Source organism: Streptomyces sp. NPDC043738 (assembly GCF_056436545.1).
This window is the reverse complement of record NZ_JBWKCJ010000044.1, coordinates 1-26,985: the sequence shown is the minus strand read 5'-3', so window position 1 is coordinate 26,985 and position 26,985 is coordinate 1. Positions and strand designations below refer to the sequence as shown.

Here is a 26,985-nt window from a genome sequence, read left to right as displayed (position 1 = left end):
ATTGTCAGTGCCGCCCGTTACGGTTTTCGCTGTGTCAGCCCGCATCACCGACCCCGAGCAGCTCAAGGAGCTGCTGGGCATCCCGTTCACACCGGAGCAGACGGCGTGCATCACCGCCCCGGCCGCCCCGCAGGTCATCGTGGCCGGAGCCGGCTCCGGAAAGACCACGGTCATGGCCGCGCGGGTGGTGTGGCTGGTGGGCACCGGCCAGGTCGCTCCCGAGCAGGTCCTGGGGCTGACGTTCACGAACAAGGCGGCCGGCGAGCTCGCCGAGCGGGTGCGGGCCGCGCTGCTGGCCGCCGGCGTCACCGATCCGGACGCCCTCCCACAGGCCGACGGAGCCGCCCCCGCCGACCAGCCCCCCGGCGAGCCCCGGATCTCCACGTACCACGCCTTCGCCGGCCAGCTCCTGAGCGACCACGGCCTGCGCATCGGCCTGGAGCCCAGTGCCCGGCTGCTCGCCGACACCACCCGCTTCCAGCTCGCCGCGCGCACCCTGCGCGCCGCCCCCGGCCCCTATCCGTCCCTCACGACCTCCCTGCCCTCCCTCGTGGAGGACCTCCTCGCCCTGGACGCCGAGCTCGCCGAGCACCTCGTCGACCCGGCCCGGCTCCGCGCCCACGACACCGCCCTCCTGACCGCCCTCGACGGGGTCAAGCTCAGCAACGCCGACCTGCGCAAGGTCCCCGAAGCCGCCCGCGGCCGCCTGGAACTGCTCGACCTCGTCGCCGCCTACCGCGGTGAGAAGCGCCGCCGCGACCTGCTCGACTTCGGCGACCAGATCGCCTACTCGGCGACCCTGGCCACGACCCGCCCCGAGGTGGGCCGGATCCTGCGCGACGAATTCCGGGTCGTCCTGCTCGACGAGTACCAGGACACCTCCGTCGCCCAACGGCTGCTGCTGTCCGGCCTGTTCGGCTCCGGCACCGGCCACGCCGTGACCGCCGTCGGCGACCCCTGCCAGGCCATCTACGGCTGGCGCGGCGCCTCCGTCGCCAACCTGGACGACTTCCCGGCCCACTTCCCCTTCGAGGACGGCACGCCCGCCCGCCGGTACGCCCTGAGCGAGAACCGCCGCAGCGGCGGCCGCCTCCTCGCGCTCGCCAACGGCCTCGCCACGCCCCTGCGCGGCATGCACGAGGGCGTCGAGGCGCTGCGCCCCGCCCCCGGGGCCGAGCGCGACGGCATCGTGCGCTGCGCCCTGCTGCCCACCCACGCCGAGGAGCTCGGGTGGCTCGCCGACTCCCTCGCCCATCTCGTCCGCACCGGCACCCCGCCCGGCGAGATCGCCGTACTGTGCCGGACGGCCGCCGACTTCGCCCGTATCCAGGGCGAACTGGTCGCCCGGGACATCCCGGTGGAGGTCGTCGGCCTCTCCGGGCTGCTGCATCTGCCCGAGATCGCCGACCTCGTCGCCGTCTGCGAGGTCCTCCAGGACCCCACCGCCAACGCCGCCCTGGTCCGCCTGCTGACCGGCCCGCGCTGGCGGATCGGCCCCCGGGACCTGGCCCTGCTCGGCCGCCGTGCCCGCGCGCTCGTCCACCACGGCGGCCCGTCCGACGATCCCGCGCAGCGCCTCGCCGAGGCCGTCGAGGGCGTCGACCCGGCCGAGACCATCTCGCTCGCCGACGCCCTCGACACCTTCCTGGAGGCCGACGGGCCCGACGACGGCCTGCCGTTCTCCGCCGAGGCGCGGGTGCGCTTCGCCTACCTCGCCACCGAGCTGCGCGACCTGCGGCGCTCCCTGGGCGATCCGCTCATGGACGTCCTCCACCGGATCCTCGCCGCCACCGGCCTGGAGGTCGAGCTCTCCGCGTCCCCGCACGCCCTCGCCGCCCGCCGCCGCGAAACGCTCGGCACCTTCCTCGACATCGCCGCGGGCTTCGCCGCCAAGCAGGGGGGCGAATCCCTCGACGGCGACGCCTCCCTCCTGGCCTTCCTCGGCTTCCTGCGCACCGCCGTCCAGTACGAGAAGGGCCTGGACAGCTCCCTCCCCGGAGGCGACAACACCGTCAAGGTGCTCACCGCGCACAAATCCAAGGGCCTGGAGTGGGACGTGGTCGCCGTCCCCGGTCTGGTCGCCAAGCAGTTCCCCAGCGAACAGTCCCGCGAGTCCTGGACCGCCCGGGCCAAGGTCCTGCCGCACGCCCTGCGCGGCGACGCCGCCACCCTCCCGGACGTCGAGGAGTGGGCCGCCCGCGGCCTGAAGGACTTCAAGGAGGCGATGAAGCACCACCAGGAGACCGAGGAACTCCGCCTCGGCTACGTCACCTTCACCCGCCCCCGCTCCCTGCTGCTCGGCTCCGGCCACTGGTGGGGCCCCCATCAGAAGCGCCCCCGCGGCCCGTCGGTCTTCCTGGAGGCGCTGCGCGAGCACTGCGAAGCGGGGCACGGCGAGATCGAGTTCTGGGCCGAGCCCCCGGAGGACGGTGCCGAGAACCCCGCCCTCGCCGAGGCCGCCGCGGAACAGGCCTGGCCGCTGCCCCTCGACCCCACGGCCATGGCCCGTCGCCGCGAGGCCGCGGCCAGGGTCCGCGCCCATCTGGCGCGCCGCGCCGGCCCGGCGGCGCCCGCCCCCGCTTCCGCGCCCGCGCCGCTCGCCGTGCACGACCCGGAGTGGCCACCGCCACCGGCGGACGACGCGGCGGAGGAGCCCGGGCACCCGTACGACGACCTGCCCGAGCCCGACCCGTTCGACGAGCCCTGGCCGTACGACGAGGCTCCCGACGCCGACCCGTTCGACGCCGACCCGTATGACGAGGCGCTCACCGCCGACCCGTTCGACGGGGCTCTTGAAGCGGCCCCGTCGAACGGGCCCGTGCCGTACGTCGCCCCCGACGCCGCCCCGCCCCGACCCCGCATCGTCGCCCAACGCTCCGGCGAGCCTGACCTCACCGAGCCCGGCCGCACCGGACCAGCTCCCGACGATCCTGCCGCCGAACCCGGCATCGCCGAGCCTGGCCGCACCGGACAAGCTCCCGACGATCCTGCCGCCGAAGCCGGCATCGGCGAACCCGGCAGCACGGGACCAGATCCCGGCGATCCCGCCCCCGCCGAGCCCGCCCCCACCGGCCCCGTTGTCCCGGCCCCCGGCCGCGGCGGCACCTCGCCGCACACCCTCCTCCCCGAGGAGCGCCGCATCCTCGGCTCCTGGGACCGCGATCTGGACGCGCTCGCCGCCGAGCTGCGCCGCTCCCGCGCGACCGTCCGCGAGGTCCCGCTGCCCGCCGCGCTCAGCGCCACCCAGCTGCTCCGCCTCGCCGCCGACCCCGACGGCTTCGCCCGCGAGCTGGCCCGCCCCATGCCGCGCCCACCCCAGCCCGGCGCCCGCCGCGGTACCCGCTTCCACGCCTGGGTCGAGTCCCGTTTCGAGGAGCTGACCCTGCCGCTGCTCGGCCCCGACGAACTGCCCGGTGCCGAGGACGGCGAGGAGCCCCCGATCGCCGACGAACGCGACCTCGAGGCCCTGAAGGAGGCCTTCGCCCGCACCCCGTACGCCCACCGCACACCGTTCCGCATCGAGGCCCCCTTCCAGCTGACGCTCGCCGGGCGGGTGATCCGCGGCCGCATCGACGCGGTCTACAAGGAACGCGGACCCGACGGCGACCGCTTCGAGATCATCGACTGGAAGACCGGCCGCGACCGGACGGCAGACCCCCTCCAGTTGGCGATCTACCGCCTCGCCTGGGCCGAGCGCTACGGCCTGCCCCCGTCCGCCGTCGGCGCCGCCTTCCTCTACGTCCGCAGCGGCGAGCTGGTCAGACCAGCCCGCCTGCCCGGCCGGGCAGGTCTCGAACGGATCCTGCTCGGTGAGACCGCCGACCGGCCTCCCCCAGAAGGCCGATAGGCTCGGCCGTATGAGCACAACCCCGGACAACGCCGTCCGCGCGTACATCACCAGCCACCGCGAAGCCTTCCTCGACGACCTCGCGGACTGGCTGCGCATCCCCTCGGTGTCCGCCGACCCGGAGCGCGCCGGCGATGTGCGCCGCAGCGCCGAATGGCTCGCCGCGAAGCTCACCGACACCGGCTTCCCGACCACCGAGATCTGGGAGACCGACGGCCTGCCCGCGGTCTTCGCCGAGTGGCCCTCCGGGGACCCCGCCGCGCCGACCGTGCTCGTCTACGGCCACCACGACGTCCAGCCCGCAGCCCGCGAGGACGGCTGGCACACCGACCCCTTCGCACCGCAGACCGTCGACGGCAGGCTCTACGCCCGCGGCGCCGCCGACGACAAGGGCCAGGTGTTCTTCCACACCCTGGGCGTGCGCGCGCACCTGGCCGCGACCGGCCGCAGCGCCCCCGCCGTCAACCTCAAGCTGCTGATCGAGGGGGAGGAGGAGTCCGGCTCCCCGAACTTCCCGGCTCTGATCGACAAGCACGCCGACCGCCTCGCCTGCGACACGGTGATCGTCTCCGACACCGGCATGTGGTCCAGGGACACCCCCACGGTCTGCACGGGCATGCGCGGGCTGACGGACTGCCAGATCGATCTTCACGGTCCGGACCAGGACATCCACTCCGGCTCGTTCGGCGGCGCCGTGCCCAACCCCGCCACCGAGGCCGCCCGGCTGGCCGCGGCCCTGCACGACGACGACCGCCGCGTCGCCGTTCCCGGGTTCTACGACGGCGTGATCGAGCTCACCGACCGCGAGCGCGAGCTCTTCGCCGAGCTGCCCTTCGACGAGGCGGAGTGGCTGCGCACCGCGCACTCCCACGCCGCGCTCGGCGAGGCCGGCAGTACGACCCTGGAGCGCATCTGGGCCCGCCCCACCGCCGAGGTCAACGGCATCGGCGGCGGCTATCAGGGCCCCGGCGGCAAGACCATCGTCCCGTCCTCCGCCCAGCTGAAGCTCTCCTTCCGGCTGGTCGCGGGCCAGGACGCGGCCGCCGTCCAGCAAGCCGTACGCGACTGGGTCGCCGACCGGCTCCCGCCCGGCATCCGCCACGAGATCACCTTCTGGGGAGCCACCCGCCCCTGCCTCACCCCGCTCGACCACCCGGCGCTCCAGTCCGTCGTCCGCGCCATGGGACGCGCCTTCGAACAGAAGATCCGCTTCACCCGCGAGGGCGGCTCAGGGCCGGCCGCCGACCTCCAGGACGTCCTGGGTGTCCCGGTCCTCTTCCTGGGCATCTCCGTCCCCTCCGACGGCTGGCACGCACCGAACGAGAAGGTCGAGCTCGACCTGCTGATGAAGGGCGTCGAGACCGCCGCCCACCTGTGGGGGGACCTGGCGGAGAACTGGCGCACGGCTTGACCGTGCTCGCCCCCGTAGCCTTGAGGGCACGGGAGGTACCCCCATCGCCGCACCGCTCCGCGACCGTACGCAGCAATCACCCACGCCATAGGGGGAGTTGGAAACAGCAGTGACCACCTGGACCGACCACACCACCGACCGGCCGCTCACCTTCAGCGCGCCGAGCGGAATCGATCGCTCCGCCCACCACCGACTGGACGAGGCCTGGCTGGCGGCGGCCTGGAGCCACCCGACGACCCGCGTCTTCGTGGTATCCGGAGGCCAGGCGCTGATCGACGACACCCCGGACGGCCGCACCGAACTGATCATGACGCCGTCCTTCGAGGCGCCGCTGACCGAGGCGCACCGCTACTACCTCGGCACGGACGACGACGGGGTCAGCTACTTCGCCCTCCAGAAGGACGCGCTGCCCGGCCGCATGGACCAGTCCGCGCGCCCGGCGGGCCTGCGCGAGGCCGGGCTGCTGCTGTCCCCGCGGGACGCCGGCCTGCTCGTCCACGCCGTCGCCCTGGAGAACTGGCAGCGTCTGCACCGCTTCTGCTCCCGCTGCGGCGAGCGCACCGTCATCGCGGCCGCGGGCCACATCCGCCGCTGCCCGGCCTGCGGCGCCGAGCACTACCCGCGCACCGACCCGGCCGTGATCATGCTGGTCACCGACGAGGAGGACCGCGCGCTCCTGGGGCGCCAGGTCCACTGGCCCGAAGGGCGCTTCTCCACCCTCGCGGGCTTCGTCGAGCCGGGCGAGTCCATCGAGCAGTCCGTGGCCCGCGAGGTCTTCGAGGAGGCGGGCGTCGTCATCGGCGACGTCGAATACGTCGCCAGCCAGCCCTGGCCCTTCCCCTCCAGCCTGATGCTGGGCTTCATGGCCCGCGCCACGTCCTGCGAGATCCAGGTCGACGGCGAGGAGATCGAGGAGGCTCGCTGGTTCTCCCGCGAGGACCTGAGGGCCGCCTTCGAATCCGGCGAGGTCCTCCCGCCCTACGGCATCTCCATCGCCGCCCGCCTCATCGAGCTCTGGTACGGCAAGCCGCTGCCGAAGCCGTGAGCAAAGGCCGCCGGCCGGTTCCCTCACCGGGACCGGCCGACGGCCCTGTGCGCGAACTCACACCGAACCGGACGCACTCCCTGCGTACGGTTCCTCGCATCGAGCCGGGACGCGCCCCCAGGGGTCCGTCCGGCTCACACCGAGCCGACGGGCCCATGCCGAGCCGACGGGCTCATGCCGAGCCGACGGGCCCATGCCGAGCCGACGGGCTCATGCCGGGCCGACGGGCTCATGCCGGGCCGACGGGCTCATGCCGGGCCGACGGGCTCATGCCGGGCCGACGGGCTCATGCCGAGCGTGCCCGGTTCTCCACGCGGTGCGTCCGGTTCTCCACGCGGTGCGTCCGGACGCACCGCGGCGGGCTCTCAGGCCGCGCCCACCTTCTGCTTGACCTGCGCCAGGGACGGGTTGGTCAGCGTCGAACCATCGGCGAAGAGCACGGTCGGCACCGTCTGGTTGCCGCCGTTGGCCTTCTCCACGAACGCCGCGGACTCAGGGTCCTGCTCGATGTTGATCTCGGTGTACGCGATTCCCTCACGGTCCATCTGGCCCTTCAGCCGACGGCAGTAGCCGCACCAGGTCGTGCTGTACATCGTCACAGTGCCCGCCATGTGCCCCGCGCTCCTTTGTCAGTCGTGATCCATACCGCCCACTCGGCGCGGCCAAGCAGCACAACGCACATCGGGCCCCGGCAATTCCCAGCCTCCCGGAACCGCCGACGCACCCAGTCTCCGGCATGCCGCCGGCGCGCGTCGCCGGCCGTCCACAGCGGCCGCGTCGGGTACGACCGCACCCCCGCGGCTGTGGACGGCCGTCCCGGGCGCCTCAGCGGACCTGGCAGCATGGCGGGGTGACAGCAGCAACGGACTCCTCTCTCTTCCCGCCGGTGCCTGAATCGGCCGACGGGGTGCTCGACGGGCTCGACCCCGAGCAGCGCGAGGTCGCGACGGCTCTGCACGGTCCGGTGTGTGTGCTCGCCGGTGCCGGCACGGGCAAGACGCGGGCGATCACCCACCGGATCGCGTACGGCGTGCGGGCCGGGATCCTGCAGCCGGCGAGTGTGCTCGCCGTCACGTTCACCGCCCGCGCGGCCGGCGAGATGCGCGGCCGGCTGCGCCAGCTCGGCGCCGGCGGGGTCCAGGCCCGGACGTTCCACTCCGCGGCCCTGCGGCAGCTGCAGTTCTTCTGGCCGAAGGCGGTCGGCGGCGAGGTCCCGCGGCTGCTGGAGCGCAAGGTCCAGCTCGTGTCCGAGGCCGCCGCCCGCTGCCGCGTCCGGCTCGACCGCAACGAGCTGCGCGATGTCACCGCCGAGATCGAATGGTCCAAGGTCACCCAGACCGTGCCGGCCGACTACCCGGCCGCGGTCGCCAAGGCCGCCCGCGAGGCCCCTCGCGACCCGGCCGAGATCGGGCAGATCTACGGCACCTACGAGCAGCTCAAGCGCGACCGGGGCGCCATCGACTTCGAGGATGTGCTGCTGCTCACCGTCGGTGTGCTGCAGGACCGGCACGACATCGCCGAACAGGTCCGCGCCCAGTACCAGCACTTCGTCGTCGACGAGTACCAGGACGTCAGCCCGCTCCAGCAGCGGCTGCTGGAGCTGTGGCTGGGGGACCGCGACAGCCTCTGCGTGGTCGGCGACGCCAGCCAGACGATCTACAGCTTCACCGGCGCCACCCCCGACCACCTCCTCAACTTCCGCACCCGCCATCCGAACGCCACGGTCGTCAAGCTCGTCCGCGACTACCGCTCCAGCCCGCAGGTCGTGCACCTTGCCAACGGCCTGCTCTCCCAGGCCAAGGGGCGCGCCGCCGAGCACCGCCTGGAGCTGGTCTCGCAGCGCGCGGCCGGACCCGAGCCGGTGTACACGGAGTACGCCGATGAGCCCGCCGAGGCGGAGGGCACCGCCCGCCGCATCCGGGACCTGATCGCCTCCGGCGTGCCGGCGAGCGAGATAGCGGTGCTCTTCCGCGTCAACGCCCAGTCCGAGGTCTACGAGCAGGCGCTGGCCGATGCCGGAGTGCCGTATCAGCTGCGGGGCGCGGAGCGGTTCTTCGAGCGGCCCGAGGTGCGCGAGGCCGGCATCAAGCTGCGCGGCGCCGCCCGCTTCGGGGCCAACGACACGCTGCTGGACGGCGCGGTGGATCTGCCGTCCGAGGTGCGGGCGGTGCTCAGCGACATGGGCTGGACCGGCGAGCCGCCGGCCGGCTCGGGCGCGGCGCGGGACCGCTGGGAGTCCCTGGCGGCCCTCGTACGGCTCGCCGAGGACTTCGCCGGGGCCCGGCCCGGGGCCTCGCTCGCCGACCTGGTCGCCGAGCTGGACGAGCGGGCCAACGCCCAGCACGCCCCGACGGTGGACGGTGTGACGCTCGCCTCGCTGCACGCGGCCAAGGGTCTGGAGTGGGACGCCGTGTTCCTGGTGGGCCTCACCGACGGCATGCTGCCGATCACCTACGCCAGGACCGACGAGCAGATCGAGGAGGAGCGCCGGCTGCTGTATGTCGGCGTGACCCGCGCCCGGATGCATCTGGGGCTGTCCTGGTCGCTGGCGCGCTCTCCCGGTGGACGGGCCTCGCGCAGCGCCAGCCGCTTCCTGCGGGGCCTGCGCCCCGGTTCCGGGGCGGTCGCGGGGCGCCGGGGGCCGGGCGCGGCCACGAGCGGCGTCGAGCGCGGCGACGGGGCGACGGCGGTGGCCAGGCGCCCCGCCCACCGCCGTCCGGCCCGCTGCAGGGTCTGCAACAGAACGCTCACGGACGCCGGCGAGATGAAGCTGATGCGGTGTGAGGACTGCCCCTCGGAGCTCGACGAGGCGCTGTACGAGCGGCTGTGCGAGTGGCGGGCCGAGCAGGCCGCCCGTTCCCGGCAGCCCGCCTACTGCGTCTTCACCGACAAGACCCTGATGGCGATCGCGGAGGCCGTTCCGGGAACCGAATCGGAGCTTGCGGTCATCTCAGGAGTGGGGCGGCGCAAGTTCGACCGCTACGGCAGCGATGTGCTGGCCATCTGTGCCGGCGAGGAGCTCGTGGGGGCCTCGGGAGACCCGTCCGAAGGCCCCGCGGAAAACTCGTCGGAAAAATAGTTTGCGCACGCGGAGCGCATCCCCATAGCCTTCGGGAGCAACGGAGACAACGGAAACTTTCCGAGATCCGATGGATCCGTGCTGTACTTGAACACCCTGGAACGGGATCTCCCGTTCCACCGAGACGCCGAGAGGAGGCGAGCCCAGTGATCAGCTTCATCAAGACCAACAAAATGACCGATCTCTCGGTCGTCGCCACCTGCACGCTCGGCTCCTCGCTCCGTGGCACCGGTCTGTCCGGCTTCGGCCGCCTGATCGGTACCGAGGTCGCGCGCCCCGAGTCCCTCACTGTGCTGACGCGCAGTGAGCGCACCGCGCGACCGACCGAGGCACCTGCGGCAGTAGCAGTGGCGGCTGAGGCGAATGCCTTCGCCTTCGCGGCGGCCAATGGTGCCGAATCCCGGAAGCAGTACCAGAAGCAGCATGAAATGTGGGCCTACCGCGGCCTCGAACCCTGGAGAGATCCAGCCTGATCGGCAGATCAGGTCGGCACCTTCCAGGGCCGCGGAACCCACACCGGGATCCGCGGCCCTTTTGTTTGCCCAATGCGCCCGCCACCACCGGGCCAAAACAGACGAGGAACACACACCGTGCAACTGCAGACGCACACCCCGTCCGTAGCCACCGACCTGATCCCTCCGCCCGACCTCCAGGAGAACCCCTTGCTGCCCCTCACCGAGCTCGACGACGAGATCGACCGCCTCGGCGCTGCCGTCCCGTGCCGCACCTACGACCCCGAGGTCTTCTTCGCCGAGTCCCCGGCCGACGTGGAGTACGCCAAGACGCTCTGCCAGACCTGTCCGGTCCGTGAGGCCTGCCTCGCCGGCGCCAAGGACCGCCGTGAGCCGTGGGGCGTCTGGGGCGGCGAACTCTTCGTTCAGGGCGTCGTGGTGCCCAGGAAGCGTCCGCGTGGCCGTCCGCGCAAGAACCCGGTCGCGGCATGAACACCATCGGAACAGGAACGATCGACCGTCCCGTCACACGGGATCCCAAGAAGCAGGACCCCACGATGAACTCCACCTTCACCGACACCCCCGTCCCCGCGAACGCCGACGTGATCGAGTCGCGTCAGAACAGGAACCTCGCCATGCAACTCATCCCAGAAGCCCTGGCACGTGCGCATATGCATGAAAGGCTGCGGGAGGCCGAGTCCGAACGCAGGGCTCATCGGCTCGCCGCCGCGCGGCGCATGCAGCGTCGGGCCGAGCGCGCGTCGCTCCGGGCCCGCCGTGCGCTGGCCATGGCCGTGATGCAGTAAGACGGTGCTCTGACACCGTCCTCCACCGCGGGGCCCGTCCGACAGGGCGGGCCCCGCGGTGCGTTGTATCCGGCTTCGCGGGGTTGGCGGGGATATCGTCGGATGGTGGACCGGAAGACGCATGAACAGGCGGAGTTGGCCGACGGGCACACGGTGTGCGCCGGCTGTGGCGCGGTCGCCGAGGGTGCTCCGCCGACCTGGACCTGCTCCGTGGAGAACGGCGAGCGCCGTTACTTCTGTGACAAGTGCGCGCGGGAGCACATCCGGGCGATCGAGGGACGCCTGGATTCGAGCTGGTGGTGAGACCCGCCCGGCGGGCTCAGGCCGTGGTCTCCTCGACGGCCTCCTCGGTGACGTCCGGGGCCGGCGGTTCCTCCTCCAGCACGAAACCGGGCATCCACGCCTCCAGCTCGTCGCGCAGCCGTACCGTCGCGCCCAGCTGACACAGCACCCCGATCGTGCTCAGGGTCACTCGGTGGATCAGCAGATACGCGGGAGGCAGATTGAGCTGCTTGCCCAACTGGTGTGCGGGGGAGCGGGGATCGCCGATCCGGGCCGCCTGCTGGCGCATCCAGCTCCGGGTGAAGGTGAACTCGTCCGCCTGAGCGGGCTCGATGATCGGCAGCAGATACTCCAGCACCGCGTCCGGATCCAGCTCGATGGACTCCTTGACGAAGCCCTCCTGGCACAGCTGCTGATAGACCTCGTCCGCCTCGCCGTCCAGCGTCATCCGCAGTGAGGCGCCGATCGTCGGCGGCAGCCCGTCGGGCAGCCGGTCCACGGTGCCGAAGTCCAGCACGCCCAGCCGCCACTGCTCGGCCGGCCCGTCGGGGAAGTCCCCGGCCAGCAGCCGGAAGTTGCCCGGGTGCGGGTCGGCGTGCAGCAGGCCGGTGCGTGCCGGGCCGGAGAACAGGTAGCGGGCCAGGAGCTGACCGGCCCGGTCGCGCTGCTCGTCGGTGCCGTTCGAGATCACCTCGGACAGCGGCACCCCCTCCATCCACTCCGTCACCAGCACCTGGTCGCACTGGTGCACCACGGCCGGGACCACCACATCCGGATCACCGGCGAACTCCTCGGCGTGCGTCTGCTGGGCCTGTGCCTCCAGGGAGTAGTCCAGCTCCTCCGAGACCCGGTCGCGCAGCTCGGTGATCAGTGGCTTGATGTCCATACCGGGGATCAACGGCCCCAGCAGCCGGGCGAAGCGGCTCAGCTGCGCCAGGTCCGACAGCAGCGCCTGCCCCGCTCCCGGATACTGCACCTTGACCGCCACCTCGCGGCCGTCGTGCCAGACCGCCCGGTGCACCTGCCCGATCGAGGCCGCCGCGGCCGGCTTGTCCTCGAACTCCTCGAACAGCTCCCGCCAGTCCTCACCGAGCCGCTCCGCGAGGACGGAGTGCACCGTGCTCGTCGGCATCGGCGGCGCGGCCTCCTGAAGCTTCGTCAGGGCGGCACGGTAAGGACCGGCGATCTCCTCCGGCAGCGCCGACTCGAAGACGGACAGCGCCTGCCCGAACTTCATCGCGCCGCCCTTGAGCTCACCGAGCACCTTGAAGAGCTGTTCCGCGGTGCGCTGTTGGAGCTCACGGCCGACGATCTCGGCGGATCTGCCGCCGATCCGCTTGCCCAGGCCCCAGGTGGCACGGCCGGCGAACCCCAGTGGCAGCGCGGCCAGCTTGGCGGTGCGGGTGACCGCCTTGCGGGGAAGATCAGACATGCGCCCCTCCAACTCACACTGTCCCCCAACCGGGGTTACTCCGTCATTGTGGCGTGTCATGGCCGAGGATCCGAGGTGCCTGCCGCAGTCGGCGAAGCGGCGGCGCCGCACCCGCACTCCGGATGCGCCTCAATCCGCACTGTGCGCACGCTCGCACACGGCAGCGGGAGCTCCATCCGCGCCCCTGTGCACGGCGGGAGTTCACCGTCGAGGAAGGTCAGCGCCTGGACGGCGGCCAGCCCCGCGACCGCGGACGCCAGCGCCGCGTCGCACGCCGGCACCGCGGGCGACGCGCGCCCCGACCGCCACTGCGCGAGCAGTCGCGGCCAGGCCGGCTCCGCGTCCGTGCGGCGCAGCTCGTCGCATCCGGCGCAGGCGGAACCACCGGGCAGCACCAACGGACCCACCACACCCGTGCCCTCGATCACGCCCGCGTAAAGGTGCGGGATTCCGGCGGTGAGCAGTGGCTCGGACAGCACCGGGTCGGGGGCGTACGCGCCCAGTCCGTCACGCGGGGCGAGCACCACCAGGGACAGACCGGGCTCGCCGGATTCGCTGACCGGGACCCTCGGCCGGGGCCGTCGGCTCCAGGGAGTGGACTGCTGGACCAGCCGTTCGGCGGCCTCCTTGCGCTGGTCACCGATCCGCTCGGCCGACAGCCCGCCGGGCGACACGTCCCAGGGCGTGACCTTGCCGCCGTCGAACACCTCCACCCGGCCGATCCCGGAAGCCGAGAGCAGCGCCGCGATCGCCGCGCCCACCCGTCCCGCTCCTTTGACCCGGGCCCGGACCGCCCGGCGCGCCCCCATCCGGCCCAGCGCTCCGGCCGGTTCCCGGTGCTGTACCGAGAGGGAGGCCAGGTCGGGCCGGAGCTGTTCGAAGGCCGGGTGGTCGGCCCGTACGGCGCCGGCCGCCGGGCCGCCCGCGGTGGGTGCCTCCAGCAATCCGGCGGCGCCGAGCCGGTCCACCACTCCCCGCGCATGCTCGGGCGGCAGGTCCAGTAACGCGGCCTCCTCGATCAGTTGCCGCATGGTGCGGGTGCCGTCGATCAGCGACAGGAAGCTGCCGGTCGCCGTGTCGAGCGGACCGACCACCAACGCATGGGCTGGCGCCACTCCGAACCGGACCGTTTCCCTGTCCCGCCATCCGCGCCGCAGCGCGGGCTTGAGCATCGGATGCATGCCATCCGCCCCCCGTCCTTCGTCGTCCGGCCTTCAGCATGCGCCCTGCGGCGGAGCGGGGCCGAAGTTATCCACAGGCAGGGAGGTATTCGTCATACAAGCGTCCGCGCATGGAGTGGTTCAGCGGCGAACCGTTCGCGGGGCGGGACTTCCCGCAGGGCCAGCGGGTAACGTCGGGCGCGTGCCCGCCGACCCTCCCGTTCACGGCTCTGGGGAGACACCCCTGCGCCGCGCCGCTGACACATCGCGCAGGGCTGACCCGAACCCGAAGGCCCGCGGGTCGGGCACGAGCGCGGTCGAGGTGCGCCGCAGCTCGCGTCGGCGCAGAACGGTCTCCGCGTACCGCGAGGGAGACCGCACGGTTGTCCTGATTCCAGCCCGTATGTCCGAGGCCGAGGAGCAGCGCTGGGTGACCGTCATGCTCGACAAGCTCGCCGCCCAGGAGAGCAAGCGCATGCTCGGCGACGGCGAGCTGGCCGAACGCGCCGAGCGGCTGTCGGAGCAGTTCCTCGACGGCCGGGCCCGGCCCGCGTCGGTGCGCTGGGTCACCAATCAGAACACCCGCTGGGGATCGTGCACCCCGGCCGAGGGCAGCATCCGCCTCTCGCACCGCCTCCAGGGCATGCCCGAGTACGTCATCGACTACGTCCTGCTGCACGAGCTCGCCCATCTGCTCGTCCCCGGCCACGGCCCCCGGTTCTGGCGCCTGCTGGAGTCCTACCCCCGTACGGAGCGGGCCCGCGGCTACCTGGAAGGAGTGGTCGCGGCCGACCGGCTGCCCCATCTGCCCGCCGCCCGCACCGAATAGCGGCGGGTCGCGGAAATTTCCGGTGCGCCCCGGCATCGCTCGGTGTCGGTGCCAGCGGTTAGCCTGGCGACGCAGACGAACTCACAGCGGGAGCGGGGGACGGTCGTTACGTATGGCCAGGGAATTCCAGCGGGGCCACAAGGCCAAGATCGGTGATCTGACGGCGGGAACGGATCTGTACGTCGGCGTGCAGATCGCCGGACCCGGCCTGACCTTCGACATCAGCTGTTTCGGTCTGGACGCCGACGAGCGGCTCTCCGACGACCGGTACTTCATCTTCTTCAACCAGCCCAAGTCGCCCGAGGAGTCGATCCAGCTGCTCGGCGCGCAGGCCGGCGACAGCGAGTCCTTCCGGGTCACCCTCGACAAGATCCCGCAGCACATCCAGAAGCTCTCCTTCACCGCCGCGCTCGACGGCGCGGGCCAGGTCTCGCAGATCGGCCCCGGCTACATCCGGATCGTGGCCGGCGGCGAAGAGGTCGCCCGCTACTCCTTCACCGGCAGCGAGTTCAGCACGGAACGCGCCGTCATGCTCGGCGACTTCTACCTCAAGGACGTCTGGCGGTTCGCCGCGGTCGGCCAGGGCTTCGACGGCGGCCTGGAGGCGCTGCTGAAGAACTTCGGCGGCGAGGTCGCCGAGGACGCCGAGGCGCAGCCCGAGCCGCCCGCCCCGGCACAGGGAGTGCCCGGTTTCGCGCCGCCGTCCGGGCCGGCCGCCCCCGCCCCCTCCTTCGCTGCCCCCGCCGCCGCGCCCGTACCGCCGCAGCCCGCGCCGGAGTTCGGCCCGCCGCAGGGCGCCCCGCAGGCAGCGCCCCCGGCGGCACCACCGCAGGCCCCCGCGCCGCAGGCCCCGCCGCCCGCCGCCCCGCAGGTGCACAGCGCGCCCACCATCGCCGCGCCGCTCGCCCCGCCCCCCGGCCCGGTGGCACCGCCCGGGCAGCAGCCGCCCGCTCCCTACGGCCATCCGACGCCCGGTCAGGACCCGTACGGCCAGCCGCAGCCCGCGCCCGGCGGCTTCCCCGGCCAGCAGGCCCCGCAGGCACCCTCCTACGGTCAGCCCGGCCAGTTCCCGGGCCAGCCCGCCCCGTACGGCCAGCCGGGTCAGCCTCCGGGCGCCCCCTATCCCGGCGGCCAGGCCGCGGTTCCCCAGGGCGGCGGCCCCGGCCTCGGCGTCGTACTGGACAAGTACAAGGAAGCCCCCACGGGCCAGCGCTGGGCACCGCAGAACAGCAAGCTGATCCGCGTCGACCTCGGTGTCGACGGCCAGCCGGTGCTCGCCCGCCAGGGCAGCATGGTGCTCTACCAGGGCAAGGTCGACTTCGGCTACAAGGGCGCCGGCTTCCGCGGCCGGATCGTCGGCAACGCCACCGGCCAGGAGATGCAGCTGATGCGCTGCACCGGCCAGGGCCAGGTCTTCTTCGCGGAGAACGGCGCCCATGTGCACCCCATCGAGCTGCAGGGCGACGCCATCTGCGTGTCGGCTGAGTCCGTCCTCGCCTTCGACGAGTCGCTGCAGCACGAGGTCCGCCGGATCGAGGGCCACGGCATCCCCGGTGGCGCCCTGTTCACCATGCAGTTCCAGGGGACCGGCACCCTCGTCGTCAAGACCCAGGGCACCCCGGTGGTGCTGCCCGTCACGCCGACCACCTTCGCCGACTCCAACGCCATCGTGGCCTGGTCCGCCGCCTCGCAGGTGATCATCTCCAGCCAGGTGAGCCTGCGCCGGCACGCCTATCCGGGCCACTCCGGGGAGACCGTGAACCTCCAGTTCCGCGGTGCGCCCGGCAACTTCATCGTCGTCCAGCCCTACGAGGTCTGAGGGAGCCCGTCGTCATGAACCAACAGCAGCTGTCGGGCTACGTCCCGACCCCGCCCGCCGCCCGCATGGAGAACCACGGCAGCGCCATGGTGAAGATCGCCATGCAGAGCGGCCAGGACGTCTTCGCACGCACCGGCTCGATGGTCGCCTACGAGGGCTTCGTCCAGTACGAGCCGAACCCGCCCGCCGTCCGCCAGATGGCCTCCCAGTGGCTCACCGGCGAGGGCGCCCCCCTCATGAAGTGCTCCGGCGACGGCCTGCTCTACCTGGCCGACTACGGCGCCGACGTGGTCTGCATCAACCTCAACGGCGACTCGCTCTCCGTCAACGGCACCAACCTCCTCGCCTTCGACGCACACCTGCAGTGGGGCGTGCAGCGCGTCAAGGGCATGGCGAAGTTCGCCGGCCAGGGACTCTTCAACGTCGGGATCTCCGGCACCGGCTGGGTCGCGCTGACCTCCCGGGGCACGCCCATCGTCGTCGACTGCGGCCGCGGCGAGGACGAGACGTATGTGGACCCGGACGCCCTGGTCGCCTGGTCGACCAACCTGAAGATGAAGGGCAAGCGCAGCTTCAAGGCGTCCTCGATGATCGGGCGCGGCAGCGGCGAGGCGTACCAACTCGGCTTCTCCGGCGAGGGGTTCGTCGTCGTCCAGCCCAGCGAGGACAGCACCGACCGGCTCCGGGCCCGGGGCTGAGGGGGAGGACCGAACACGCCATGCAGAGTCCGCTTTTCGCCTTCACCGAGGCACAGACCCAGGACCGCTACGCCCTGCAGAACAACCAGCTGCTGCGCGTCGCCCTCCAGGGCCACGAGGACGTCCTGGCCCGCAAGGGGTCGATGGTCGCCTACCAGGGACTGCTCGAATTCGACGGCACGTACCAGACGCCCGGGCAGCAGCGCACCCGCGCCTACTCCGGCGAGGGCCTCGACCTGATGCGCGTCTCCGGGCAGGGCACGGTCTATCTGGCCAACCTCGCCCAGTACGTGCATGTCGTCGATGTCGACCACGACGGTCTGACCGTCGACAGCAGCTATGTCCTGGCGCTGGACTCCGGCCTCCACTGGGAGGCCGTCTCCGTCGACAGCCAGTACGGCATCTCCGGCACCGGCAAGTACCAGCTCAACATCTCCGGGCAGGGCAAGGTCGCCCTGATGACCTCGGGCGAGCCGCTGATGCTGCAGGTCACACCGGACAAGTACGTCAACGCCGACGCCGACGCGGTGGTCGCCTGGTCCGCCTCGCTGCGGGTGCAGATGCAGGCGCAGACCCACTCCTCCGGCGTGTGGCGGCGACGCGGCAACACCGGCGAGGGCTGGGAGCTGAGCTTCCTGGGCCAGGGCTATGCGCTGGTCCAGCCCAGCGAGCTGCTGCCGCCGCAGAACGCCGTCATCGGCTCCGGTATGGCGGCCCAGTTCGGCATGGGCCAGCAGGGCGCCCGAGGGCAGAACCAGGGCAACATCTTCACCAACTGACCCGCCGCCGACGCCCATCCGGCGCCCGCCCGCCTCGCAGCGGGTGGGCGCCGGATACGGTCGCCGTTCGTCTACAGCAGCGCGCGGGCGCGCTCCACCAGGCGCGCCACCGACGCATCGGCGACGCCGGGCACCTCGTCGTAGGCGAACCAGCGCAGGTCCAGCGACTCGTCGCTGATCGCCGCCACCGCGCCCTCGGGCGCCAGCGCCGCGTACTGGACGTCCAGATGCACCGCGCAGGGCGTCTGATGGCGATCCAGCCGCACCGGGCCTCCGGGCAGCAGCGTCAGCCCCTGGGCGATGCCCGACTCCTCACGCGCCTCACGCAGCGCCGCGTCCGCCAGCGAGGCGTCCTCCGGCTCGCAGTGGCCCCCCATCTGCAGCCACATCTCCAGCTTGCGGTGCAGGGTGAGCAGCACCCGGCCGCCGGCCGGGTCGATCACCAGCGCGCTGGCCGTGAGATGCCCGTCCTTGCAGGGCTTCCACATGCCGTCCTGATGGGCGGCGAGGTGATCCAGGTACGCCAGCCGCAGCCGCTCCTGATCGGGCGACGGCGCGGGCCACTCCTTGAGCACCCGCGCCGCATCCGCGTGCAGACTCACTTGCCGTCGTCACCCTTGCTCTCGCCCGGTGCCGCATCGGGGCCGTCGCCCTCCTGGGAGGGCTTGCCCAGATCCGGCCGGCCGCCGCTCGCGGCCTCGCCGAGCATCTTGTCGAGCTCGGAGAAGTCCGGCTGCTCGTGGTGCACAAACCCGTCCGGATCATCCAGATCGGCCGCCGTCGGCAGCATGTCCGGGTGCTCCCACAGGCCGTCGCGGCCCTCCAGGCCCCGCGCGTCCGTGAGCGACGCCCACAGCCGCGAGGCGTCCCGCAGCCGTCGCGGACGCAGCTGGAGACCGATCAGGGTCGAGAACGTCTGCTCTGCGGGGCCGCCGCTCGCCCGGCGCCGCCGCAGCGTCTCCCGCAGCTTGTCCGCCGAGGGCAGATGCGGCTTGGCGGCGGCGTGCACCACCGCGTCCACCCAGCCCTCGACGAGCGCCAGCGCGGTCTCCAGCCGGGCCAGCGCGGCCTTCTGCTCCGGGGTGTCCTCGGGCTGGAACATGCCCTGCTGCAGTGCGTTCTGCAGCTCCTCCGGATGCTGCGGGTCGATCTGGCCGACCACGTCCTCCAGCTTGGTCGTGTCGACCTTGATGCCGCGCGCATAGCCCTCGACGGCACCGAACAGATGCGAGCGCAGCCACGGCACATGGGCGAAGAGCCGCTGGTGGGCGGCCTCGCGCAGGGCCAGGTACAGCCGCACCTCCTCCGCCGGCACACCCAGGCCCTCGCCGAACGTGGCGATGTTCCCCGGGAGCAGCGCGGCCTTGCCGGCCGGTCCCAGCGGGAGCCCGATGTCCGTCGATCCGACGACCTCGCCGGCCAGGACGCCCAGCGCCTGGCCGATCTGGGTGCCGAACATCGCGCCGCCCATGGAGCGCATCATCCCGAGCAGCGGGCCCGCCATGGCCTGCATCTCCCCGGGCAGCACATCGCCCATGGCCGACCCGACGCGCTCGGCGAGCGGATTGACCAGGTCCTTCCACACCGGCAGGGTCTCCTCGACCCACTCGGCGCGGCTCCAGGCCACCACCGAGCCGGAGCCCGACGGCAGCGACGTCACACCGTCCAGCCACAGATCCGCCAGCCGCACGGCCTCCTCCACGGCCACGCGCTCGCCCGGCGACAGGCTCGCGTCCTTGCTGCCGTCCTCGGCGCCCTGCGCGACGGTCTGCCGCGCGATGTCCTTGGCCATGTCCCAGTTCACCGGGCCGCCCTCGTACGAGAGCATCTGGCCGAGCTTCTGGAAGGCGGCGCCCAGATCGCCAGGGTTCATTTCGCCACCAGGGCCGCCCATGCCGCCGAAGAGCGCCGCGAACGGATTGTCCGCGCCGCCGCTCCCGCCGCCGAACCCGAACGGGTCCGCGGGGCCCTGGCTACCTCCCTGGCCGCCCTTCTTCTTGCCGTTGTCGCCGTCCTCCGGCTCCTCCGGCGGAAGGCCGAATCCAAATGGGGTGTCACTCACGGGTTTCCTCGGCTCGTAGGGCCGCCGACCAGGTGGCCGACGGCGGCTGCCCGACATCACCTCCAGCGTAGACACCCGGACCGCTTCGGGGCTCGGTGCTTCGCTGTCCCGGTGGCTGCGGCAGGATGGAGCCACCTGGTGCGGACGCGTCATGACGCGTCCGCACTGAAGACAACCGCTGGAGACGCCCGGTGAGTTCCCCAGATCCGACCGTTCGCGCAGCGCGAAACGCTGCGGCCCAGACCGAGAAGGCGGGCGACACCGCAGGCGGCGCCCCCGACCGGCCGCTGCGCCGGCCCGTCGTCGCCGTCACCGGAGCCGCGTCCGGAGTCGGCGCGCAGCTCACCCGCGCCCTGGTCGCCTCCGACGAGGTCAAGCAGGTGGTGGCCATCGACGAGCGGCGCGGCGACGTCGCCGAGGCGCACTGGCACGTCCTGGACGTGCGCGACCCCGCGATCGCCGACAAGCTGCGCGGCGCGGACGTCGTGGTCCACCTGGCGCTCGACCTCGACCTGGGGACCGACGACACGGCGCGTACCGCCTACAACGTGCGCGGCACCCAGACCGTGCTCACCGCCGCCGCGGCCGCCGGCGTCCACCGGGTGGTGCTGTGCACCTCCGCCATGGTCTACGGCGCGCTGCCCGACAACGATGTTCCGCTGGCCGAGGACGCCGAGCTGCGGGCCACCGCGGACGCCACCGGCGTCGGCGACCTCCTGGAGATCGAGCACCTGGCACGCCGCGCGCCCCGCGCGCACCCGGGCCTGAACGTCACCGTGCTGCGCCCCACCGTCCTGGTGGGCGGCACCGACACCGCGCTGACCCGCTACTTCGAGTCGCCCCGTCTCCTGGTCGTCGCCGGATCCCGTCCCGCCTGGCAGTTCTGCCATGTCGAGGACCTGGTCAGCGCCCTGGAGTACGCGGCCCTGGAGAAGGTCGACGGCGAGCTGGCGGTGGGCTGCGACGGCTGGCTGGAGCAGGAGGAGGTCGAGGAGCTGTCCGGTATCCGGCGGATGGAACTGCCGTCCTCGGTGGCCCTGGGCGCCGCCGCCCGGCTGCACCGCATCGGCCTGACGCCGTCGCCCGCGGGGGACCTCGCCTACACGATGCACCCCTGGGTGGTCAGCGGCAGTCGGCTGCACGACGCGGGCTGGCGGCCCCGGTGGACGAACGAGGAGGTGCTCGCCGAGCTTCTGGAGGAGGTCGCCGGACGGCATACCGTCGCCGGCCGCCGGCTGGGCCGCAAGGACGCCACCGCCGCGGGTGCCGCCGGTGCCACCGTCGCGCTCCTGGGAACCGCCGCTCTGGTGCGGCGCGCCCGCAAGGCCCGACGGCGCATCTGAGCGGCACAGGGCCCGCCGGCCTGGAGGAGTCTCCATACGGCTGCCGGGACGACCGGTGGAAACCGCCATTCCCCCGTGTCCTCGCGGTAGGGCACGATGGAGGTATGTCTGGCACGCCCTCCCCTTCGACGCCCGGCCGCGACCACCCTGGTGAGCGGGCCTCGGCGGACCCGATCCGGCTCCTGGAGATCCGCGACACGGCGCTGTCGCTGGACGAGGTGTTCACGGCGGTGGGGGACGCGGCCGCCGGCGGCACGGCCCTGTTCGTCGGCACGGTCCGCTCGCACGACAACGGCGCCGACGTCGATCGCCTGGGGTACTCCGCACACCCGACCGCCGTGGCGGAGATGCGCCGGATCGCCGAGAAGGTCGTCGCCGAGTACCCCGTGCGGGCACTGGCCGCCGTCCACCGGGTGGGCGATCTGAGCATCGGTGACCTGGCCGTGGTCGCCGCGGTGTCCTGCCCCCACCGGGGCGAGGCGTTCGAGGCCTGCCGCAAGCTGATCGACGACCTCAAGCACGAGGTCCCGATCTGGAAGCACCAGATGTTCGTGGATGGAACCGAGGAATGGGTAGGAGCCTCATAAGTACGGGGGCGGCGGCCCTTGGTTCCGAGGTGACGGTGCTCGAACGCGGGGCCGAACCGGTGTCGCGCGTTCCGGTTGCGTAACCCGCCCCCTGGCGTGAGCGTTGACCTGGCAGATGGTTAATCTGCTTATTCGTCGATTGCGGTCGTGCAAGGGGTTGGGAGGTCGCTGATGGGTGCGCTCCTGTGGTTGTTGATTCCGGTTGGTGCCGGGCTGATCGCCGCAGTTTGGAGCAGCTGGGCCCTGCGTCACCGCAAATCCGGCGATGTGGCGGAACTCGCGGGCTACGCCCGGTTCCGTGATGCGATGGAAAGGGAGCATTCCGCTTCCGAGCCGGCTCCGGCCGCCTCCGACTCGGTCTGAAATCCGTCAGTCGTACGCAGTAGCAAGCGGCGGGCGTCGTCCCGCGTCTGCGTGCGGGCGGGTGTTCGACCCCGGACGGACGGCCCCGCGGGCCGGTTGTCATACCCGTCCCGTACTGTCGTTCCATGCCACGCCGCACCGCGACGCTGCTCGCCTCGTTCCTGATGCTGATCGCGCTGCTCTGCGCGGGGGTGCTCTTCCCCGTGCCGTACGCGGAGATGTCTCCGGGGCCGACGGTGAACACCCTCGGCGATCATGACGGCGAGCCGGTGCTGCAGATCTCCGAGCGCAAGACCTACCCGACGACCGGTCACCTGAACATGACCACGGTCCGGGTCACCGGCCCCGACTACACCATGAACCTCTTCGAGGCGCTCTACGGCTGGCTCGACCACGACAGTGCCGTGGTGCCGCACAAGACGCTCTACCCCGAGGGGCAGACGGCCGAGCAGGCCGATCAGGAGAACGCCGAGGAGTTCAGCCAGTCCCAGGAGAGCGCCAAGGCCGCCGCCCTCAAGCAGCTGCACGTGCCGGTCGGCACGCAGACCGTCGTCGGCTCCGTCGTCAAGGACAAGCCGGCCGACGGGCGGCTGCACGCGGGCGATGTGATCAAGGCGGTGGACGGCACGGAGGTCAAGCAGGCGGGCGACGTCGCCAAGCTCGTCACCAAGCACAAGCCCGGCGAGAAGGTCGTCTTCACGGTCATCCCCGCCAAGGAGGCGGCCGCGGCCGAGAAGCGGGGCGAGAAGCCCGCGGCCGGCGCGGAGCAGATCTCGATCACGACCCAGAAGGCGGACGACGGCCGCGCCATCGTGGGCATCCAGGCCGGCGTGGACCACATCTTCCCGTTCCCCATCGACATCAAGCTGGCCGACGTCGGCGGCCCGAGCGCCGGGCTGATGTTCGCGCTCGGCATCGTCGACAAGCTCACGCCCGGGAACATGACGGGCGGCAGGTTCGTGGCCGGTACGGGCACGATCGACGACAAGGGCAAGGTCGGCCCGATCGGCGGCATTTCGATGAAGACGGTCGGTGCGCGCGACAAGGGCGCGGAGTTCTTCCTGACACCGAAGGACAACTGCGCCACCGCCGCCAAGGACACCCCGCGCGGGCTCCGCCTGGTCAAGGTCGAGACGATAGGCGACGCCGTCAAGGCGCTGGAGAAGATCCGCAAGGGCGACCTAGCCGGCCTGCCGAGCTGCAGCCCGGCAGGCCGGTCCTAGAGCGAGTCCTGGGACACCTTCCCCAGGGGGACTTCGTCGGGGAAGTCGCCCCCAGGGCCGGCACACGTGCCGTCGTGTGTCAGGCCTCGAAGGTCGCGGCGAGCGCGTCGGCGAGGCCCGGTACGAGCGCCGCGCCGGTGAGGACCTCGGCGGTGGAGTCCTTCTCCCGCAGGCGCAGCGCCGATTCGCGGGAGCCGTCGCGCAGTACGGCCACCGTCATCCGGACCTCCTGGCGGTCCGGGTGCTCGGCGACCCACTTGGCGAGCTGCGCCTCGTCCATGCCCTCGGGCTCGGAGTCCTCGGCGGACGGCGGCAGCATCAGCCGCTCCACGGTCAGCGCGCAGCCGGTGACGGCGTCCGGCCAGGCGATGGTGCCGAGGAACTCGTCGAGCGGCACGCCGGCCGGGATCTCGTCCTGTTCCACGGGGGTCAGCGAAGCGGTGGTGGAGTCGTCGATACCGAGCTGGGCGGCGAGCGAGGGCTCCTGCGCACGCAGCTTGGCGGTGTCGACGAGGGCGAACAGTCGGGCGGGCTGATCCCAGCCGAGCCCGGCGCTGTACTCATCGATTTCGAGCACCGCGCGGGTCAGCGGGTCGGCGGCGAGGGGGGTGCCGTCAACGGGGAGGTTGGTCATGCTCAACATCGTGCCTTGTCCACCCCCGAAATCGGGAACCGAGTAAAGCCTTCGTAAGTTGCATCAGTGGGTCCTACTATCGCCGGGCCTGCTCCACACGACAGCGAACTTCGAGGTGCGCACCTTGGCTTTCCAGATGCCGGACCGCGGCGGAGGCCCGACAGGGCCACGGATCAGAGTCGGCCGACCATCGCGGCGGATCCGGACCCTGCTCATGACATTGGGTGTGCTGGCCGTGCTGGCCATGCTCTTCGTGATGTTTGCGGGGTTTTGGACCGATTGGCTGTGGTACCGCTCGGTCAAGTACTCCTCGGTCTTCACCACCACCCTGACGACCAAGATCGGTCTCTTCGCCGTCTTCGGCGTCCTGATGGCCGTGGCCGTCGGCTTCAACATCTGGCTGGCGCACCGCCTGCGGCCGCCGCTGAGCGCGATGTCCATGGAGCAGCAGAGCCTGGACCGCTATCGGATGAGCATCGCGCCCTTCAAGAAGTGGGCGCTGATCGCCATCACGGCGGTGGTCGGTCTGATCGCCGGCGCCTCCGCGTCCGGTGAGTGGCGCACATGGCTCCAGTGGGTCAACGGCGTGCCGTTCGGCAAGACCGACCCGCAGTTCGGCATGGACGTCTCCTTCTACGCGTTCGACCTGCCCTGGTACCGCTTTCTGCTGAGCTTCGGCTTCGCCTGCGCGGTGCTGTGCCTGGTGGCCGCCGCGCTGACGCACTACCTCTACGGCGGGCTGCGGCTGACCAGCCCCGGTTCGCGGGCGACGGCCGCGGCCACCGGCCATCTGTCGGTGCTGCTGGGCCTCTTCGTCTCGCTCAAGGCGATCGCGTACTGGCTCGACCGGTACGGACTCGCGGTGAAGTCCAGCGGCCTGAAGTCGGCCGAGAACTGGGCGGGCATGCGCTATGTGGACGCCAACGCCTACCTCCCGGCGAAGACCATCCTGTTCTTCATCGCGGCGATCTGCGCGGTGCTGTTCTTCGCGACGCTCTGGCGGCGTACCTGGCAGCTGCCGGTGATCGGCTTCGGCCTGATGGTGCTCTCGGCGATCCTGATCGGCGGGCTGTATCCGGCCATCGTGCAGAAGTTCCAGGTCCAGCCGAACGAGCAGGCCAAGGAAGCGCCGTACATCAAGCAGAACATCAAGGCGACCCGGGACGCGTACGACATCCAGGACGCCGAGGTCACGCCGTACAAGGGCAACTACAAGCCCACCGGCAAGGAGGACAGCCAGCGGCTGCGGGACGACGCCGACACCACTGCCAGCATGCGGCTGCTCGACCCGAACGTGGTCTCGCCGGCCTTCCAGCAACAGCAGCAGGTGCGGGCGTACTACCAGTTCCCCTCCACCCTCGACGTCGACCGGTACAAGGACCAGGACGGCGCCGACCAGGACACCGTCATCGGTCTGCGCGAGCTGAACATCGCCGGCATCCCCGAGCGCAACTGGATCAACGACCACTTCAAGTACACCCACGGCTATGGCGCGGTCGCCGCGAAGGGCACCGAGGCCGCCGACGGCGGCGGTCCGAAGTACACCGAGTCGGACCTGCCCTCCAAGGGACAGCTGCCCAAGCACGAGCAGCGGGTGTACTACGGCGAGAAGACCACGCAGTACTCCATCGTCGGCGGTCCGCAGAAGGAGCTGGACTACTCCGACGACAGCGGCGAGAAGAGCTACAGCTACCGGGGCGACAGCGGGGTCAACCTCGCCAACCCGATCAACCGCGCCGCGTACGCGGTGGCGTTCGGGGAGCCGCAGATCCTCTACTCCGGCGCGATCGGCGACGGCTCGCGGATCCTGTACAACCGCACGCCCAAGGAGCGCGTCGAGTCCGTCGCCCCCTGGCTGACCATCGACGGCGACGCCTACCCGGCGGTCATCGACGGCCGGATCAAGTGGATCGTGGACGCCTACACCACCAGCAACGGCTATCCGTACGCCTCGCGCACCACGCTCGGGGACACCACGGCCGACTCGCTCACCGACGGGCAGCGGGCGGTGGTGGCTCAGCAGAACCAGGTCAATTACATCCGCAACTCCGTCAAGGCGACGGTCGACGCCTACGACGGCTCGGTCAAGCTCTACCAGTGGGACGAGAAGGACCCGGTCCTCAAGACCTGGATGAACGCCTTCCCCGACACGGTCGAGAAGAAGAGCGCCATCAGCCCGTCGCTCAAGGAGCACTTGCGCTACCCGCAGGACCTCTTCAAGGTGCAGCGCCAGCTGCTGACCACGTACCACGTCACGGACCCGGGGACCTTCTACACCGGCTCCGAGCGCTGGCAGATCCCCAACGACCCGACGACCAAGTCGGGCAACGCGGTACCGCCGTACTACCTGAGCATGAAGATGCCGGACCAGAAGGACCAGACCTTCTCGCTGACGACGACCTTCACGCCGAACAAGAAGGACAACCTCGGCGCCTTCATGGCCGTCGACGCGAATGCGACCAGCGGCGACTACGGCAAGATCAGGTTGCTGAAGCTGCCCGCGCAGACGCCGGTACCCGGTCCGCAGCTGGTGCAGTCGAAGTTCAACTCCGATCCGGTCATCGCCAATGAGCTCAACATCCTCAAGAAGTTCGGCGATTCGGAGATCGAGTACGGCAATCTGCTGACCGTGCCACTGGACGGCGGACTGCTCTATGTCGAACCGGTATACCTGCGGGGTGCCAACACCAACTACCCCCTGCTGAAGAAGGTGTTGGTGAGCTACGGCGACAACAAGCCGGTCCTGGAGAACTCCCTGAAGGACGCGCTGGACGTGGTCTTCGGGAAGAAGGCACCCAGTTCGGGTACGGAGAAGCCGCCCGGCGGCGGTGACACCGGCCAGCAGCCGCCGTCGAACCAGACGGTGCAGCAAGCCCTGTCCGACGCGCAGAAGGCCTACGAGGAAGGCGAGAAGGCGCGCGTGGCGGGCGACTGGGGCGCTTACGGCGAGGCCCAGAAGAAGCTCAAGGCCGCGCTGGACCGGGCCGCGAAGGCGTCCGAGAAGGGCGGCAAGTCGGGCGGCTGAGCCGCCGGCGGTGATCCACGGGCCCGGGGGGGGGGGGGGGGGGGGGGGGGGGGGGGGGGGGGGGGGGGGGGGGGGGGGGGGGGGGGGGGGGCGTGGGGGGGGGGGGGGG

23 protein-coding genes are annotated in these 26,985 nt (G+C 71.7%); 17 read left to right on the top strand and 6 right to left on the bottom strand.

Annotation, left to right across the window (positions count from 1 at the left end):
• Positions 1–31: 31 nt before the first annotated feature.
• The 3 genes from AC0680_RS35545 to nudC all read left to right on the top strand — a co-directional run bounded on the left by AC0680_RS35545 (position 32) and on the right by nudC (position 6,303).
• Positions 32–3,847, top strand: a complete 3,816-nt coding sequence (locus tag AC0680_RS35545) for an ATP-dependent helicase (RefSeq protein WP_478637160.1) — start codon at positions 32–34, stop codon at positions 3,845–3,847.
• Positions 3,848–3,857: 10 nt separating this feature from the next.
• The gene (locus AC0680_RS35540; RefSeq protein WP_478637158.1) at positions 3,858–5,258 is read left to right on the top strand and encodes a dipeptidase; all 1,401 of its coding nucleotides are present in this window, start codon (positions 3,858–3,860) and stop codon (positions 5,256–5,258) included.
• A gap of 109 nt (positions 5,259–5,367) precedes the next feature.
• Positions 5,368–6,303: an NAD(+) diphosphatase gene (gene nudC / locus AC0680_RS35535; protein ID WP_384439120.1), complete on the top strand. Its 936-nt coding sequence runs from the start codon at positions 5,368–5,370 to the stop codon at positions 6,301–6,303.
• Between the two features lie 365 nt (positions 6,304–6,668).
• Here the strand turns inward: nudC and AC0680_RS35530 are convergent, their stop codons facing one another.
• On the bottom strand, positions 6,669–6,914 hold the full coding sequence (locus AC0680_RS35530; RefSeq protein ID WP_361314866.1) for a mycoredoxin: 246 nt from the start codon (positions 6,912–6,914) through the stop codon (positions 6,669–6,671).
• A 125-nt stretch (positions 6,915–7,039) separates the two neighbouring features.
• On the opposite strand from AC0680_RS35530, the gene AC0680_RS35525 reads away from it, so the two are divergent.
• The 5 genes from AC0680_RS35525 (at position 7,040) to AC0680_RS35505 (ending at position 10,943) form a co-directional block, all read left to right on the top strand.
• Positions 7,040–9,382 carry an ATP-dependent DNA helicase UvrD2 gene (locus AC0680_RS35525; protein ID WP_478637155.1) on the top strand — a complete coding sequence of 781 codons (2,343 nt, stop codon included), beginning with the start codon at positions 7,040–7,042 and terminating at the stop codon, positions 9,380–9,382.
• A gap of 146 nt (positions 9,383–9,528) precedes the next feature.
• Positions 9,529–9,855, top strand: a complete 327-nt coding sequence (locus tag AC0680_RS35520) for a hypothetical protein (protein WP_478637153.1) — start codon at positions 9,529–9,531, stop codon at positions 9,853–9,855.
• A gap of 117 nt (positions 9,856–9,972) precedes the next feature.
• Positions 9,973–10,326, top strand: coding sequence for a WhiB family transcriptional regulator (locus AC0680_RS35515; RefSeq protein WP_384439129.1), 354 nt, complete (start codon positions 9,973–9,975; stop codon positions 10,324–10,326).
• Positions 10,323–10,640, top strand: a complete 318-nt coding sequence (locus tag AC0680_RS35510) for a hypothetical protein (protein WP_468974290.1) — start codon at positions 10,323–10,325, stop codon at positions 10,638–10,640. The genes AC0680_RS35515 and AC0680_RS35510 overlap by 4 nt, the downstream gene beginning before the upstream one ends.
• A 102-nt stretch (positions 10,641–10,742) precedes the next feature.
• Positions 10,743–10,943, top strand: coding sequence for a hypothetical protein (locus AC0680_RS35505; RefSeq protein ID WP_384490742.1), 201 nt, complete (start codon positions 10,743–10,745; stop codon positions 10,941–10,943).
• A 16-nt stretch (positions 10,944–10,959) separates the two neighbouring features.
• On the opposite strand, the gene AC0680_RS35500 is transcribed toward AC0680_RS35505, so the two are convergent.
• Both AC0680_RS35500 and AC0680_RS35495 read right to left on the bottom strand, forming a co-directional pair.
• The gene (locus AC0680_RS35500) at positions 10,960–12,354 is read right to left on the bottom strand and encodes an ABC1 kinase family protein (RefSeq protein ID WP_478637150.1); all 1,395 of its coding nucleotides are present in this window, start codon (positions 12,352–12,354) and stop codon (positions 10,960–10,962) included.
• Positions 12,355–12,410: 56 nt separating this feature from the next.
• Positions 12,411–13,535 (bottom strand): ThiF family adenylyltransferase, encoded by a 1,125-nt coding sequence (locus AC0680_RS35495; RefSeq protein WP_478637148.1) that lies wholly within the window; start codon positions 13,533–13,535, stop codon positions 12,411–12,413.
• Positions 13,536–13,716: 181 nt separating this feature from the next.
• Here AC0680_RS35495 and AC0680_RS35490 point away from each other — a divergent pair, with 181 nt between their 5' ends.
• From AC0680_RS35490 to AC0680_RS35475, 4 genes are all read left to right on the top strand, one after another.
• Complete coding sequence (locus AC0680_RS35490) at positions 13,717–14,343, top strand: M48 metallopeptidase family protein (RefSeq protein WP_384439141.1); 627 nt, start codon at positions 13,717–13,719, stop codon at positions 14,341–14,343.
• A 112-nt stretch (positions 14,344–14,455) separates the two neighbouring features.
• On the top strand, positions 14,456–16,162 hold the full coding sequence (locus AC0680_RS35485) for a TerD family protein (protein WP_478637146.1): 1,707 nt from the start codon (positions 14,456–14,458) through the stop codon (positions 16,160–16,162).
• A gap of 14 nt (positions 16,163–16,176) precedes the next feature.
• Positions 16,177–16,860, top strand: a complete 684-nt coding sequence (locus AC0680_RS35480) for an AIM24 family protein (RefSeq protein WP_468974300.1) — start codon at positions 16,177–16,179, stop codon at positions 16,858–16,860.
• A 20-nt stretch (positions 16,861–16,880) separates the two neighbouring features.
• A complete protein-coding gene (locus AC0680_RS35475; protein ID WP_384439150.1) occupies positions 16,881–17,639 on the top strand; it encodes an AIM24 family protein in 759 nt (252 codons plus the stop codon).
• A gap of 71 nt (positions 17,640–17,710) precedes the next feature.
• Here AC0680_RS35475 and AC0680_RS35470 read toward each other — a convergent pair whose 3' ends face one another.
• The gene (locus AC0680_RS35470) at positions 17,711–18,241 is read right to left on the bottom strand and encodes an NUDIX hydrolase (protein ID WP_478637143.1); all 531 of its coding nucleotides are present in this window, start codon (positions 18,239–18,241) and stop codon (positions 17,711–17,713) included.
• On the bottom strand, positions 18,238–19,701 hold the full coding sequence (locus tag AC0680_RS35465; protein WP_478637141.1) for a zinc-dependent metalloprotease: 1,464 nt from the start codon (positions 19,699–19,701) through the stop codon (positions 18,238–18,240). Before AC0680_RS35465 ends, AC0680_RS35470 begins: the two co-directional genes overlap by 4 nt.
• Before the next feature lie 191 nt (positions 19,702–19,892).
• Here AC0680_RS35465 and AC0680_RS35460 point away from each other — a divergent pair, with 191 nt between their 5' ends.
• From AC0680_RS35460 to AC0680_RS35445, 4 genes are all read left to right on the top strand, one after another.
• Positions 19,893–21,044 carry an SDR family oxidoreductase gene (locus AC0680_RS35460; protein ID WP_478637139.1) on the top strand — a complete coding sequence of 384 codons (1,152 nt, stop codon included), beginning with the start codon at positions 19,893–19,895 and terminating at the stop codon, positions 21,042–21,044.
• A 104-nt stretch (positions 21,045–21,148) separates the two neighbouring features.
• Positions 21,149–21,631, top strand: a complete 483-nt coding sequence (locus AC0680_RS35455) for a molybdenum cofactor biosynthesis protein MoaE (RefSeq protein WP_478637137.1) — start codon at positions 21,149–21,151, stop codon at positions 21,629–21,631.
• Between the two features lie 171 nt (positions 21,632–21,802).
• Entirely contained in the window at positions 21,803–21,994 is a 192-nt protein-coding gene (locus tag AC0680_RS35450; RefSeq protein ID WP_384439165.1) for a hypothetical protein, read from the top strand.
• A 125-nt stretch (positions 21,995–22,119) separates the two neighbouring features.
• Positions 22,120–23,217 carry a YlbL family protein gene (locus tag AC0680_RS35445; RefSeq protein ID WP_478637134.1) on the top strand — a complete coding sequence of 366 codons (1,098 nt, stop codon included), beginning with the start codon at positions 22,120–22,122 and terminating at the stop codon, positions 23,215–23,217.
• A 79-nt stretch (positions 23,218–23,296) separates the two neighbouring features.
• Here AC0680_RS35445 and AC0680_RS35440 read toward each other — a convergent pair whose 3' ends face one another.
• Positions 23,297–23,851: a PPA1309 family protein gene (locus AC0680_RS35440; protein WP_468974314.1), complete on the bottom strand. Its 555-nt coding sequence runs from the start codon at positions 23,849–23,851 to the stop codon at positions 23,297–23,299.
• A 214-nt stretch (positions 23,852–24,065) separates the two neighbouring features.
• Between AC0680_RS35440 and AC0680_RS35435 the strand changes: the two genes are divergently transcribed.
• Entirely contained in the window at positions 24,066–26,876 is a 2,811-nt protein-coding gene (locus AC0680_RS35435) for a UPF0182 family membrane protein (RefSeq protein ID WP_478637132.1), read from the top strand.
• Positions 26,877–26,985 lie beyond the last annotated feature (109 nt).